Origin of the sequence: Corynebacterium sputi DSM 45148, assembly GCF_000427865.1 — a bacterium.
Lineage (GTDB): Bacteria > Actinomycetota > Actinomycetes > Mycobacteriales > Mycobacteriaceae > Corynebacterium > Corynebacterium sputi.
Genome location: NZ_ATYV01000008.1, coordinates 1 through 12,713, shown reverse-complemented (window position 1 = coordinate 12,713; position 12,713 = coordinate 1). Strand labels below are relative to the sequence as shown.

Here is a 12,713-nt window from a genome sequence, read left to right as displayed (position 1 = left end):
GTCGGCGCATGGTGGTCTCCGAGTCAGTATCGGTAGGTCGCGAAGACCTCGTCATCGGAGAATTCGTCCAGCGCTCGGATCGTGCCGGAGTCCCGGAGTGTCGCGAGCAGTGCGCGGTTGGCGAACACTCGAACTTCCTGTGCCTTGAGCTGGGTGACGTCGCGCGGCAAGTAGATGGTGTCCACACGCCCGACCTCCGCGACGTTCGCGATCTCTGCGGGATCGGTAGAGCCGCGGCCATTGAAGACCTCGGTCATCGCGTTGTCGCGCTCTTCAGCCTCGCGGGAGCGCTCAGAGCCTTCCAGCTCACGCCACACTGCAGAGCGAAGTTCCTCCGGCTTAGTGTGCTCTGGGTTTCCGGCCAGCACGTTTTCGTGGACATCCTGGTATGGGCAGTTGTCCTTGAATGCGCTGAAGTATTCGGCGACGGATGCCAGAACCAACGGTTGCCCGCCGGTTCCAAGTTCCTCGGCGACCAACTTGGCAACGGCTTTGAGCCAACGCTCATTGACCTTCGATTCAGATTCGCCGGCACTGCCAGTGCCGTAGAACGCCGAGTCGCCACCGCCGATGGAGCGCTGCTGCAAGGACTGCTGGAACTCTTCGTCAATGACGTCCTCGAATGTCTCCGGGATCTTCCCCAGCGGCAGCTCGACGATGGCATTGCGCGTCGCCTCATACAAACGGGTTTTGTTCTTCGATAGGGCCAGGATGAAGGCGCGGCCATTCGCGTCGAGAACAGGAGCCAACGGCAGCACCTTGAACTGATCTCCGACGTAGACGTCTTCGGCGACTTCGATGGGGATCCGCACAGCCTTGTGGAATCCCTCAGCAGCGAAAATGATCAAGCCACGGCTCTGCAGGCGCCAGAAGCTCGAGTCATTCACCAGCTCCGATGCAGGAGCGAGAATGGCCTCGGCGTCATGATCGGACAGGCCACCGTCGACAAGCTCGTGGTGGGCCTTCTTGATCTCGGCACGGAGAATCAACGCGTAGGTGTCAGAGTCGATCCCGACCGGGCTCGTCGGAACGGTGATAGTGACCTTGAGGCCGTCTTCGCTGCCCCGAGTGAACACGTCGGAAAAGTCGAGCGGGTCAACTGTTCCCTGAGGGTTGGATGTCATCGTCTTACCCCTTCTCTTTGGCGTACTACCTGCGGACATGTTCCGTCACCCCCGAAAGTACCTGAGATTAGTGAACAGTGATTTCTGGTTGGGGGTAGCGCGGTGGGTGCCTATCGGGTAGACGGGAATGATCGTGAATCAGAACTGACGGAGGATGCGGATGCCTAGCGACGAGCGGAACCTCGCAGTGGTTGCCAAAAGACCGGGCACCTACCGTGCAGTGCTTACGACGTCCTATCTTCCATACCCACCACCTCCTGGGCCGGGAGAAGTGGTTGTCCGGATGTCATTGAGCACCGTCAATCCATCCGACACAGTGACGGTCTCCGGCGCGTATTCACGCACCACATTCCCGATGGTTCCAGGCTTCGAAGGGGTAGGCGTGATCGCTGAGGTGGGGGATGGGGTGAGTGAGGAACTCGTCGGGAAGCGGGTTTTGCCCTTGGGCTCCGCGCAGAATTGGCAGCGTTTCAAGATCGTTGATGCCGAGTGGTGCGTGCCAGTGCCGGATTCAATTACCGACGAACAAGCCTGCTTCGCCTACGTCAATCCGCTCACTGCGTGGCTGATGGTTGAGCGGTTCTGCGCATCGGGAACTAGGAATGTGGTGGTCACTGGAGCGAACTCCACCATCGGTGCGCACCTTGCTGAACTGCTGAACATGCGGGGAATTCGACCTTTTGGGGTCCTTCGCAGTCAGAACAGGCCAGTTGCAGAGCCCGCGCGATGGGCCTCGGTGGTGCACACGGAGAACCAACACTGGATGTTGAACCTGTCCAGGGACCTCGGATTCGACGGTGCTGACATCGTTTTCGACTGCGTCGGTGGCCTGCAAGGTGCAGAACTTGATGCGCTGCTTAATGCGCACGGCTCATTCATTCACTACGGGCTGGCATCCGGTACACCCCTCCCGGCTGATCATTTCACCGGGGGTCGCGCCGGGTCATTGACTTTCTTCCGACTCCGCGATGTGGTGCATTCGATTCCCAGATCGGAGCTGCCAGCGCTGATGGCTCCCGTGTTCGGCCTCATCGCTGACGGACATCTGGGATCACCGGTAGGGGAGAGGGTTGGATTGAGTGATCTCGTGGAACACCTGGAGAAGGACGCCGGTGTGCCGGGGAAGGTTCTTATCGACGTGCAGCGGTAGAGACCGGGCGAGAGCTTCAATCCGACCGTCAGGTGAAACAATGGCTCGCGAACATCTGAGCAAGGAGTGAGATGGCAGAACGCAGGACGCTCGACGACGTCAACGACCATATCGCCATTGAAGGGACCGCCTGGGCGCGCCGGGTTCCGTTGGTGACGCTGCTGGTTGTCGTCCTGTCGCTAGCAATCTATCCGTTCAGCGCAGGGTTTTTCCATGAGGCGGAGATGGCTTTCCTGGTGTACGTGCCCCTTGCTGCCGGCGTGGTCGGGGCAGTACTGGGAATGTTCGTGCGGCAGTACTGGCTCGGAGCGGCGAATTTGATCATCGGAGCCTTGGTTCCGCCTGTCATTCTCGTTGTGGGGTACGTGTTGTAGTCGGTGGGCATATTTCACGAGTGCGTTGGTGCCTGAACGGGGCATGAGCAGCGATTTTGTCGCCGGCGTGGAAATCCTCTAAAGTACTCTCTGTTGCCTCGCAAGAGGCGCGAAGAAGGCGAGCCCCCATCGTCTAGTGGCCTAGGACGCCGCCCTTTCACGGCGGTAGCACGGGTTCGAATCCCGTTGGGGGTACCATCTTCCCTTTTTGGGGAGTTCGTCTAATTTTATATGGCCCTGTGGCGCAGTTGGTTAGCGCGCCGCCCTGTCACGGCGGAGGTCGCGGGTTCGAGTCCCGTCAGGGTCGCAGTATGCGGCAGTCACCCTTGTGGTGGCTGCCGCTTTTTTATGTCTGCACCCCGTTCTGTTGATTGGCAGGTAACTGATTCTGGTCGGATCGACGGAGGTGACCTGGGGAAATGTTGCGAGAGGCGATCGGAATCGGTCACCTGTCATCGTCGTGAAGGGTGGATCCCTCCGTTCGTGGGGATTGGGTACCCGGTTCGCAGCTCCGAGGGTGGAAACTTGCAGGTGGCGGAGTCGGGAACTCTGCGAACCGGGGGTGTCGCGGCCAGGTTCCATTGTTGGGAGGGAGGAGGGGAGCGTCAGGCCGGAATGGCAGGCGCTGGAGGCGCTGGAGGTGCTCGGGGTGCTGTCAAGAATGCCGGGTGGAGATCATGCTTACGCAGCGGTTGGAAGTTGGTCATCTTGGTGGAGAGTTAGTGTTTCTGGCGTGGAAACATGAGTTGTACAGCGGGTTTGTCAGCGTGGTGCGAGCCTGTGTAAAGTTTCCGCTTGTGCAAAGGGAACGCCGCAAGGCAATCCTGGGAGCACGGCGAATGGCCCTGTGGCGCAGTTGGTTAGCGCGCCGCCCTGTCACGGCGGAGGTCGCGGGTTCGAGTCCCGTCAGGGTCGCCAGAATTCCCTTCGGGGTTTTCCTGGCCAGATAGCTCAGTTGGTAGAGCGTCCGCCTGAAAAGTGGAAGGTCAGCGGTTCGATCCCGCTTCTGGCCACAATATGGTCCGTAACGGGGCACCCGGTAGAGATACTGGGTGCCCCGTTTTTGCCTTCACGGTCCGGAGTGACATGGACAAAAGGTAAACTCCTCCCCATGACTGTCGAGTACGCATCGCCTGGCACGCTCTCCGTCGATGAAGCCCTGCCATCGGTGATCAGGCTGTTCCTGTTCGCCGATGAAAGTGAGCGAAGTGCGGCTGCGGACCGCATCCGGGAGTTCCTAGATTCCCTAGAACTGGAGGTGGAGACGTTAGTCTACGAGGACGAGATGCCCGTCTCAGAGAGCCTCAAGGACTTCGCTTCCGTGTGGCGCCAGCTGAACCCGGGACAGGCTCCAGGCGACCGCACGCGGCAACGCATCTCGGTGATCGTGCCCGGGATGACCTACGCAGAATTGGCGGATCTATCCGGGCCGGTTGCGGATTCCGTCGTTCCAGGGTGGCATGAAGGGCACGCGGTTCTGCCGTGTCAGGTCTCCGTCGGCCGTGCCGATGAGGCTCCGGGGCACGCCCCGATCATCTACGAAAATTCAGACAACGAGAGGTAGGACAGACCATGGCACAGGAAGTCACGTTCGATGAGTCCGGCCAGCGCTACGTGCTGACCGTCGATGGTGAGGAAGCGGGATTCGCGGCTTTCGCGGAGCTCGGCCCGGACCTGCTGGATTTCAACCACACCGTGGTCTACGAGAAGTTCAAGGGACAGGGGCTGTCGAAGCCTCTCATCAAGGGCGCCCTCGATGATGTCCGCGCGCGTCACTGGGAGGCTTTGGCCACCTGCAGTGCCGTGGAAGCATTCATTAGTAAGAATCCTGAGTATGAGGATGTGTTGGCGTCGTAAAGCACGTCTGAAGCACATACACAGTTCCCCCAGTCCGCATATGCGGACCGGGGGATTACTGTCGCAGCGAGATCCGAAGGATCAGATGTAGTCGCCGTCGCCGACCACGTACACGGACGGGTCGACGAGAGGCTTCTTCTGCTCCGGGGAGCGTGGGCGGCTCTTGGCCGGGATGCCGGTGAGGATGGAGTCCTCTGGGCAATCGCGGGTGACGACCGCATTGGCACCGACAGCAGAGCGCGCGCCGATGACGACAGGTCCTAGGATCTTAGCGCCGGCGCCGACGGTGACGCCGTCACAGAGCGTCGGGTGGCGCTTGACCTTCTTAAGGGTGACGCCGCCGAGAGTGACGCCGTGATAGAGCATCACGTCATCGCCAATTTCGGCGGTTTCACCAACGACGATGCCCATCCCGTGGTCGATGAAGAACCGACGACCGATGGTGGCGCCCGGGTGGATCTCGATTCCCGTAATGAACCGGGAGAACTGCGACAAGATTCGCGCGGCACCCTTTGCCGCGCCCCCCTTCTGCCACAGACGGTGGGAGATGCGGTGCATCCAGATGGCGTGGAGTCCGGAGTAGACGATCGCGTTCTCTACGTCACTGCGGGCGGCCGGGTCATGTTCCCGGGCGTTGTCCAGGTCTTCCTTGAGAAGGGACAGGATCGAATTCATGGTGTTCGCTATCGGGTCAGGGGGTGGGGGCATAAAGCAGTTCCAGGGAGCCGGTCTGGTGCGTGTTGACGCAGGTGGGACTGGCTCCCTGGAACTTATGACTGTTTCTGCGACTAGTCGCGCAGGTCCTCGTACAGGACGGAGGAGACGTAACGCTCACCGAAGTCCGGGATGACAGCGACGATGAGCTTGCCCTCAGCCTCGGGGCGAGCGGCGACCTCGAGGGCTGCCTTCAGGTTCGCGCCAGCGGAGATGCCGCCGAGGATGCCCTCGTCGACAGCGAGCTGACGGGAGGTAGCGATGGAGTCCTCGTTGGTGACGTCGATGACCTCGTCGAGGACGTCCTGGTCCAGGATGTCCGGGATGAAGTTGGCGCCGATGCCCTGAATCTTGTGCGGGCCGGCCTTGCCCTCGGTCAGCAGCGGGGAGTCCTTCGGCTCGACGGCAACGATCTTGACGTCCGGGTTCTGGGACTTCAGGTAGCGACCGACACCGGAGATGGTGCCACCGGTGCCGATGCCGGCGACGAAGTAATCGATCTTTCCGTCGGTGTCGTTCCAGACCTCCGGGCCGGTAGTGGCCTCGTGTATAGCCAGGTTCGCCGGGTTGGCGAACTGACGGGCCAGGATGGCGTTGTCCGTGCTCTCGACGATCTCGTTCGCCTTGTTGACGGCTCCCTTCATTCCCTCAGCGCCCGGGGTCAAGACCAGCTCCGCGCCGAAGGCACGGAGGAGGACGCGACGCTCGTTGGACATGGTGTCCGGCATGGTGAGGATGACCTTGTAACCGCGGGCTGCGCCGACCATGGCCAGGGCGATACCGGTGTTGCCGGAGGTGCCCTCGACAATGGTGCCGCCCGGCTTGAGCTCGCCGGACTTCTCGGCTGCGTCGACGATTGCGGCGCCGATGCGATCCTTAACGGAGTTGGCCGGGTTGTAGAACTCGAGCTTCACTGCGATGTCGCCGGGCAGGTCAGCGCCCAGTCGGTTCAGCTTGACCAGCGGAGTTCCGCCGATGAGTTCAGTGATGTTCGAATGGATGGTCATCCGTGAGTTCCTTTCGGAGGGTTGGCTTCGTCGTCCGCGAATGTTACGCGTACCGAAGAACTTTGTACAGACTGGTTAGTCTATTTCTGGCCGTTGCGCGCCGTGCGCCCCGATGTGAGGGAGCCCACATCGGGGGGGGGCGACGAACTACTGCTTCCCGACGCCGTGAGCCCGCCGCGACTCCGTGAACGCTCGACGAACGGAGCTGAACTTTCTGTCGTGTGCGGGATGGTGAATCTGATGGGACAGGGCAGTCACTTCCGAGATCTTGGCCCGCTCCAGTGCCAGTTCAATTCGACGGGCCGGATCCTCGGCTAATGCCTGATCGAAGGTGCTGCGGTAGGGAGAGTGCACCTGGGAGCAAGAGGTCGAAATTGCGACTGGGAACTCCTGTGAGACAACTCGAATCAGGATTAGCGCGGAATCGAGGTCAGTGCGCAACACACTGTGCCCGTCGACCAGCCCGGCGACGATGAGCGTGTCGATTGGAACATCGGTGAGGTCGGGGATCTGGTCGTTAACGAAATCGAGGCCGAGCGCGTCTACCCCGGTGCCCGACATAATCCGGACGAAGCGGTCCGGATTGCCAAAGTAGGTTTGAGCCAGCATCTTCAGTCCCAGCGCATGGGCGTGGTCGACGAGACGCGTCCACGCTCGGGTAATCCTTCGTCGTTATTGCTCGGGGCAGCCTGATCCGAGTCGGGGGAACTCAACGCCGGTTCATCAACCTGTACCCATCGACTCCCAGCAATTGCGACATGAGTGAGGATTCGGCATTGGACCTCCACCAGTTCTTCGATCCGCTCCAGTGGGTCAGTGCCGTCTGTCGTCAGCGCGAGAGTGAGGAACGTAGCGGGGCCGATGAGTGTTGCCCGTCCTGGGATGTGGTTTCGGCGGGAGTCCTCCAGCCGCTGGACAAGGAAGTCTGGCTCTGCGGAGAAAGGGCGATCGGGGTCGAGTTCTGGGATCGAGTAGTTCAGCTCAGTGCCGAACCGGATACCAGTGGTTATCGGATCGATGCCCGGCCCGCCGTGAGCAGCAGTGAGATAGCGGTCGATCCACGCAGGCAGCTGGTCGTCCGGGGATGCGGGGATGTGATCATCGACGTGGTCGACTCGTGCGGGAAGCGCGCCATAGAGAACTGCGGCGTCCAGCATCCGGTCGTGGAAAGAAAAGGTACCGACCGGGACACTGTCGAGTCCTCCCTGGACCGCGAGCCGAGCCTCACGGTGTCAGAGCCTCTGGACAGTCGCAGAAAGCTCTTCTGCAGCACCGGCTACATCGTTTCGGTACGCAGTGACTGCGGTGGTCCGTTCATGGTGCGGTCCGTGACGTGGGAACCCGGAAACGGTGGCAGTGAAATGGGAGCGGTCTCGCTCGCTGTGGTGAAACGGGTGCATGGTGTGTGCTCCTTGATCCTCGTCAAGTAGAAGACCGTGGTCGGACGAGGTGGGAGCACAGGAAAAACACACGGGGCCAGCATCACCTCCGTGCTTTTCACGGTTTCCACGGTGATCTTGTCCACGGGCTTCCTCTGGGCCGTGCCGGATTCGGTATGGCACAACGGGCAGGTATTCGGGCTTACCGGCATGCCTGTGTGGCGTCTACTGGCCATCGCTTCCCAGGGGCAGACCCCAGTGCTGTGTGACGGCTGTCGTTCCGGTTTACCGCTGCGGGACAGCTCTGGATTTTCACCAGATTCCCTCGTGCGCCCGGCACCTGAATCAGGGACGGGACCTGTTGCGGACTTAACGTTAGCCAACCGCAGGTCGACCCGGGCATGAACGGGAAGACGACCACATCCGGTGCCGTCTCTGCCATTATCAGTGTCGGACCTGGCCCCGCGCCCGTGGGGCCGAATGACGTACGGGGCCGCATCCGATCGGCCCGAGGAAGGTTTACCGGACATGTCTGAGACCACTTACGAGACCATCATCACCTCGGTGGAGGGCCGCGTCGCGACGATTCGGCTCAACCGTCCGAAGGCGCTTAACGCACTGAACACCACCGTCATGCGCGAGCTGGTGGGAGCTGCTGAAGGATTTGACGCTGACCGCGGCATTGGCGCGATCGTCATTATCGGTTCGGAGAAGGCATTCGCCGCCGGCGCCGACATCCTGGAGATGAAGGAACTGGAGTTCCCGGACCTCTACGTCGACGACATCTTCGCGACCTGGGACCGGCTATCGAAGGTTCGTACTCCCATTATTACTGCTGTCTCCGGCTACGCTCTCGGCGGCGGCTGTGAGCTGGCGATGATGGGCGACGTGATCCTGGCTGCGGACAATGCCAAATTTGGCCAGCCGGAGATCACTCTCGGCATCATCCCCGGGATGGGTGGATCCCAGCGCCTGACTAAGGCAGTGGGCAAGTACAAGGCGATGGACCTGGTCTTGACTGGGCGCATGATGGATGCCGAGGAAGCAGAGCGTTCCGGTCTTGCCTCACGAGTCCTGCCGCTGGACGGATTCGAAGAGGCAGTCACCGAGGTCGCGGTCAAGATCGCCGGTATGCCGACCGCAGCCTCTTACGCGGCCACCGAGGCAGTCGACCGCGCCCTGGAGACCACCCTCGCGGAGGGGGTCCACTACGAGCGCCGGATGTTCTACTCCCTGTTCGGCACCACCGATAAGGCCGAGGGAATGTCCGCATTTGCGGAAAAGCGGAAGCCGGAGTGGGACCGGGGTTAGTCCCTGAGAACCGGGACTATCGGGTGAACTTGGCGGGTAACCCCCTAGTTAGGGGTTGATTCTAAATCGGGGGTAAGTAATTCACCCCCGATTTTTTCATGTCCAGAACGCGAGTCTCATCGAGTCTGCCTATGTAGGGGGTATGTCATTTGCATCCGAAAATGATTGAGGTCAGGGGCTTTTTAGTGATTAGGGGCGAACCGAGAAGTGACTTTTGATGTCAACATCATGTGTCGGGGGTGGGGGCCGATTTGTAGGGGGTGTGAAATTTACCTCCCTTTGAGGGTGAACCGGGCAGGTTATACTAAACGGGAATTCATCTTGTCCCCCCGCCCGGGGTGCTTCCCCGGTGGGCAGGCACCAGGAGGCAGTTAGAAATGGAACCAAGCCGGATCTCCGATGACAACGAGGTCATCCGGGCTTCTCTCGTTTCCCTGAAGAACGGCACCGGAATTCCGGTCGCGATGTTTGGGGATGTCACCGAACCGGGCAAGCTCAAGATCTCTCATTGGGTGGGGCTGCGCACCCCCGCGCTCCACGACCTGGTCATTGATACTGGAGCCGGCGTCGGCGGCCGAGTACTCGCAACTCGTCGTCCGGTCGGCGTAAGCGACTACACCCGCGCCAAGGTCATCTCCCATGAATATGACGACGCGATTCGCGATGAAGGTCTGCACTCTCTGGTCGCCGTCCCGGTGATCGTGAACCGCAATGTCCGTGGCATCCTTTACGCAGGTGTCCATTCATCGGTTCGATTGGGCGACAAGGTGCTTGAAGAAGTCACCATGACTGCTCGGTGCCTGGAGCAGGACCTCGCTGTCGCTGACGCCCTGCGCAGTGTCGACCGCGGAAACGCGGGCAAAGGCCGCCGAGTGATGAACGGTGCAGAGTGGGAGCAGGTGCGCTCCACCCACTCCAAGCTCCGCATGCTAGCCAACCGGATCGACGAGAAGAAGGTCCGTGACGAGCTCGAGGAACTGTGCGACCAGATGGTCAGCCCCGTCCGCGTGAAGCAGGCAACGAAGCTTTCGGCGCGGGAGCTCGACGTCCTGGCATGCGTGGCACTCGGTCACACCAATGTTGAGGCAGCGGAAGAGATGGGCATCGGCGCTGAGACCGTGAAGTCTTACCTTCGGTCGGTCATGCGCAAGCTCGGTGCCCACACTCGTTACGAGGCAGTTAACGCTGCCCGGCGTATCGGCGCTCTGCCCTGATTGACCTCTGGGCCTGAGCGTCCGATCGTGGGTGCCTAGCGTTCACCGCCGGGGACCCACAGCACGTCATCGCCGTCATTGGCCACGCGCGACAGGATGAACAACAGGTCCGACAGCCGGTTCAGGTACTTCGCAGGCAGCGTTGATGTTGTCTCCGGGAAGGCTTGGACGGCTTCCCAAGCCGAACGCTCTGCGCGCCGCGCGACGGTTCTTGCGGAATGTAGCAGCGCCGCCGCAGGGGTTCCGCCCGGGAGGATGAAGGAGCGAAGGTTCGGCAGTTCCTCATTGAACTCGTCGCACCAGGTCTCCAACTGATCGATGTACTCCTGCTTGATTCGCAGCGGCGGATACTCAGGATCCTCGACAACCGGCGTCGCCAGGTCCGCGCCAGCGTCGAACAGGTCATTCTGGATGTGCTTTACGACGCTCCGGATCTTCTCTCCAGCATCCCCAATCGCCACAACCTGTCCGAGTAGAGCATTCGTTTCGTCGCAGTCGGCGTACGCCACCAGTCGAGGATCCGACTTGGGGACGCGACTGAAGTCAGAGAGTCCAGTAGTTCCGTCGTCGCCGGTTCGCGTGTAGATACGTGTCAGATTCACAGCCATGGTTTCCGAGCATATCGACGAAATCTGTTGGGCGGTCGGATGGTGTGGAAAGGGACGTCGGGAAGCAGATCGGGGAAAATGCTCTGCCTGCCGGCCCGCATAGGGGCGCGAAATATGGTTGGGTTGAGGCCGTGGAACAAGAACGCTTTCTCGTAGGTGGAGGTGCACGGCTCAGCGGACAAGTTCGCGTTGCCGGTGCAAAGAACTCGGTGCTGAAGCTCATGGCTGCAGCGCTCCTGGCAGAGGGGACCACGGTTCTGCGGAACTGCCCCGAGATCGATGACGTGCCTCTGATGCAGAAGGTTCTCGAGGGGCTCGGGTGTCAGGTCGAACGGGATGGATCGGTCGTAGCGATCACCTCCCCGAGGGAACTGTCCGAGCGAGCGGACTTTGAAGCAGTGCGCCAGTTCCGTGCCTCGGTGTGTGTGCTGGGCCCGCTGACCGCACGTAATCGGCATGCGATCGTCGCACTCCCGGGCGGAGATGCAATTGGGTCGCGCCCGCTGGACATGCACCAGTCGGGGCTGGAAAAGCTCGGAGCGACCACGCGTATTGAGCATGGTGCAGTTGTTGCCACCGCAGACCGTCTGGTGGGCGCTGACATCAAAATCGACTTCCCGTCGGTTGGCGCGACGGAGAACATCCTCACCGCTGCTGTCCTCGCCGAGGGTGTGACGACCCTCGATAACGCTGCGCGGGAGCCGGAGATCGTCGATCTCTGCAACATGCTCAATGAGATGGGCGCACGAATTACTGGCGCGGGCACCAACACCATCACTGTTGAGGGCGTAGAGAAGTTGCATCCGACCGAGCATTCGGTGGTTGGCGACCGCATCGTCGCGGGTACTTGGGCATTCGCCGCCGCGATGACCCAGGGCGACATCACCGTTGGTGGCATCGACCCGCAGTACCTGCACCTTCCGTTGGAGAAGATTCGAGTTGCCGGTGCAGATGTGGAGACCTACCCGACCGGATTCCGAGTCCGTGGAACCAAGCGGCCCACTGCAGTGAACTACCAGACGCTTCCATTCCCGGGTTTTCCGACGGATCTTCAGCCGATGGCCATTGCCCTGTCTTCCGTATCCGAGGGAGTCAGCATCCTCACCGAGAACGTCTTCGAATCTCGATTCCGCTTCGTCGACGAGATGATTCGTCTGGGAACCGACGCCACGATCGACGGACACCACGTGATGATCCGAGGCAAGAAGCACCTGTCGTCAGCTCCGGTTTGGTCCTCGGACATCCGTGCGGGCGCGGGCCTGGTGCTCGCGGGCCTCTGCTCGGAGCCGGGCGGGACCACTGAGGTTCACGAGGTCTATCACATTGACCGCGGGTACCCGCTCTTCGTGGAAACGATGAATTCACTTGGTGCGGACATCCGACGAGTGAAGGCGTAACCGAAAGATCGAACGAACCCACGGCGGGGGAGCAAGGCTGAGTGCCTACTCTCCCGCCGTTGTCGTCTTCCTAGGGGATGACAGGCACCGGATCTTCGGCGGAACCGAGGAATCCGGGTGAATTTCGAGAGGTTTGAGCCGGATTCGCGGTTAACAACAGGAAAACATGGTGTTTCACCTGCGGCTTTGTGGTGGGTGGGTGCTTATGGCTAATGTTTACCGGGCAAGCAGCGCACAGCGCAGGCCACGCAGAGACTCCCAATCGGGTGAGGATGCTGGTTCTGAGAAGTGCACAGCATGCGACTGAGATAATTTCTTCTCTGCTCGGTTTGACACCGAGAAGGTGAGGAACTAAGTTTTTCTCTTGCTGCCTGGGCGAGTCGGACATGATCTGATGAGCAGGGTGTGCGAATGTTTTTTGAGAACTCGATAGTGTGCCGATGTACTTATTATTTACTTCGGTTTAATGATGCCGGCAGCGCCTAGCGGTGGCTGCTTAAACATTAACCGTATTTTTTGCGCATCCCATTTATACCCCGTCGGGTGGGGGTGTGCTATTTTTTTGGACAGATTATGTA

At 60.5% G+C, this 12,713-nt stretch carries 14 protein-coding genes, 4 tRNA genes and 1 riboswitch; of the genes, 12 read left to right on the top strand and 6 right to left on the bottom strand.

Going from position 1 to position 12,713, the window contains the following annotated elements; translation table 11 throughout:
• Window positions 1-23 precede the first annotated feature (23 nt).
• Window positions 24-1,124, bottom strand: coding sequence for a baeRF3 domain-containing protein (locus tag YWU_RS0104730; RefSeq protein ID WP_027019557.1), 1,101 nt, complete (start codon window positions 1,122-1,124; stop codon window positions 24-26).
• 154 nt (window positions 1,125-1,278) lie between these two features.
• Between YWU_RS0104730 and YWU_RS0104725 the strand changes: the two genes are divergently transcribed.
• From YWU_RS0104725 to YWU_RS0104690, 8 genes are all read left to right on the top strand, one after another.
• The gene (locus YWU_RS0104725) at window positions 1,279-2,274 is read left to right on the top strand and encodes a zinc-dependent alcohol dehydrogenase family protein (RefSeq protein ID WP_338025274.1); all 996 of its coding nucleotides are present in this window, start codon (window positions 1,279-1,281) and stop codon (window positions 2,272-2,274) included.
• Between the two features lie 71 nt (window positions 2,275-2,345).
• Entirely contained in the window at window positions 2,346-2,648 is a 303-nt protein-coding gene (locus YWU_RS0104720; protein ID WP_027019555.1) for a hypothetical protein, read from the top strand.
• Between the two features lie 122 nt (window positions 2,649-2,770).
• Window positions 2,771-2,846 (top strand) — tRNA-Glu (locus YWU_RS0104715).
• A 35-nt stretch (window positions 2,847-2,881) separates the two neighbouring features.
• Window positions 2,882-2,955, top strand: a tRNA-Asp gene (locus tag YWU_RS0104710).
• A 534-nt stretch (window positions 2,956-3,489) separates the two neighbouring features.
• A tRNA-Asp gene (locus tag YWU_RS0104705) sits at window positions 3,490-3,566 on the top strand.
• Between the two features lie 22 nt (window positions 3,567-3,588).
• Window positions 3,589-3,661 (top strand) — tRNA-Phe (locus tag YWU_RS0104700).
• A 98-nt stretch (window positions 3,662-3,759) separates the two neighbouring features.
• Window positions 3,760-4,212 (top strand): hypothetical protein, encoded by a 453-nt coding sequence (locus tag YWU_RS0104695; RefSeq protein WP_027019554.1) that lies wholly within the window; start codon window positions 3,760-3,762, stop codon window positions 4,210-4,212.
• Between the two features lie 8 nt (window positions 4,213-4,220).
• On the top strand, window positions 4,221-4,505 hold the full coding sequence (locus YWU_RS0104690; RefSeq protein ID WP_027019553.1) for a GNAT family N-acetyltransferase: 285 nt from the start codon (window positions 4,221-4,223) through the stop codon (window positions 4,503-4,505).
• A gap of 81 nt (window positions 4,506-4,586) precedes the next feature.
• Here the strand turns inward: YWU_RS0104690 and epsC are convergent, their stop codons facing one another.
• From epsC to YWU_RS18770, 4 genes are all read right to left on the bottom strand, one after another.
• Window positions 4,587-5,180: a serine O-acetyltransferase EpsC gene (gene epsC, locus YWU_RS0104685; protein WP_027019552.1), complete on the bottom strand. Its 594-nt coding sequence runs from the start codon at window positions 5,178-5,180 to the stop codon at window positions 4,587-4,589.
• 113 nt (window positions 5,181-5,293) lie between these two features.
• Complete coding sequence (gene cysK / locus YWU_RS0104680) at window positions 5,294-6,226, bottom strand: cysteine synthase A (protein ID WP_027019551.1); 933 nt, start codon at window positions 6,224-6,226, stop codon at window positions 5,294-5,296.
• Window positions 6,227-6,373: 147 nt separating this feature from the next.
• The gene (locus tag YWU_RS18775; RefSeq protein ID WP_027019550.1) at window positions 6,374-6,835 is read right to left on the bottom strand and encodes a hypothetical protein; all 462 of its coding nucleotides are present in this window, start codon (window positions 6,833-6,835) and stop codon (window positions 6,374-6,376) included.
• A 2-nt stretch (window positions 6,836-6,837) separates the two neighbouring features.
• The gene (locus tag YWU_RS18770) at window positions 6,838-7,383 is read right to left on the bottom strand and encodes a uroporphyrinogen decarboxylase/cobalamine-independent methonine synthase family protein (protein ID WP_027019549.1); all 546 of its coding nucleotides are present in this window, start codon (window positions 7,381-7,383) and stop codon (window positions 6,838-6,840) included.
• A gap of 6 nt (window positions 7,384-7,389) precedes the next feature.
• On the opposite strand from YWU_RS18770, the gene YWU_RS18110 reads away from it, so the two are divergent.
• The 3 genes from YWU_RS18110 (at window position 7,390) to ramA (ending at window position 10,130) form a co-directional block, all read left to right on the top strand.
• Window positions 7,390-7,656 carry a hypothetical protein gene (locus tag YWU_RS18110; RefSeq protein WP_156892717.1) on the top strand — a complete coding sequence of 89 codons (267 nt, stop codon included), beginning with the start codon at window positions 7,390-7,392 and terminating at the stop codon, window positions 7,654-7,656.
• Window positions 7,657-7,775: 119 nt separating this feature from the next.
• A riboswitch (cobalamin riboswitch) is annotated at window positions 7,776-7,982 on the bottom strand.
• Window positions 7,983-8,133: 151 nt separating this feature from the next.
• Entirely contained in the window at window positions 8,134-8,916 is a 783-nt protein-coding gene (locus tag YWU_RS0104660) for an enoyl-CoA hydratase-related protein (RefSeq protein ID WP_027019547.1), read from the top strand.
• A 377-nt stretch (window positions 8,917-9,293) separates the two neighbouring features.
• Window positions 9,294-10,130: an acetate metabolism transcriptional regulator RamA gene (gene ramA / locus YWU_RS0104655; protein ID WP_027019546.1), complete on the top strand. Its 837-nt coding sequence runs from the start codon at window positions 9,294-9,296 to the stop codon at window positions 10,128-10,130.
• 35 nt (window positions 10,131-10,165) lie between these two features.
• On the opposite strand, the gene YWU_RS0104650 is transcribed toward ramA, so the two are convergent.
• Window positions 10,166-10,738: a cob(I)yrinic acid a,c-diamide adenosyltransferase gene (locus tag YWU_RS0104650; RefSeq protein ID WP_027019545.1), complete on the bottom strand. Its 573-nt coding sequence runs from the start codon at window positions 10,736-10,738 to the stop codon at window positions 10,166-10,168.
• Between the two features lie 131 nt (window positions 10,739-10,869).
• Between YWU_RS0104650 and murA the strand changes: the two genes are divergently transcribed.
• Complete coding sequence (gene murA, locus YWU_RS0104645) at window positions 10,870-12,135, top strand: UDP-N-acetylglucosamine 1-carboxyvinyltransferase (RefSeq protein ID WP_027019544.1); 1,266 nt, start codon at window positions 10,870-10,872, stop codon at window positions 12,133-12,135.
• Window positions 12,136-12,713: the final 578 nt, after the last annotated feature.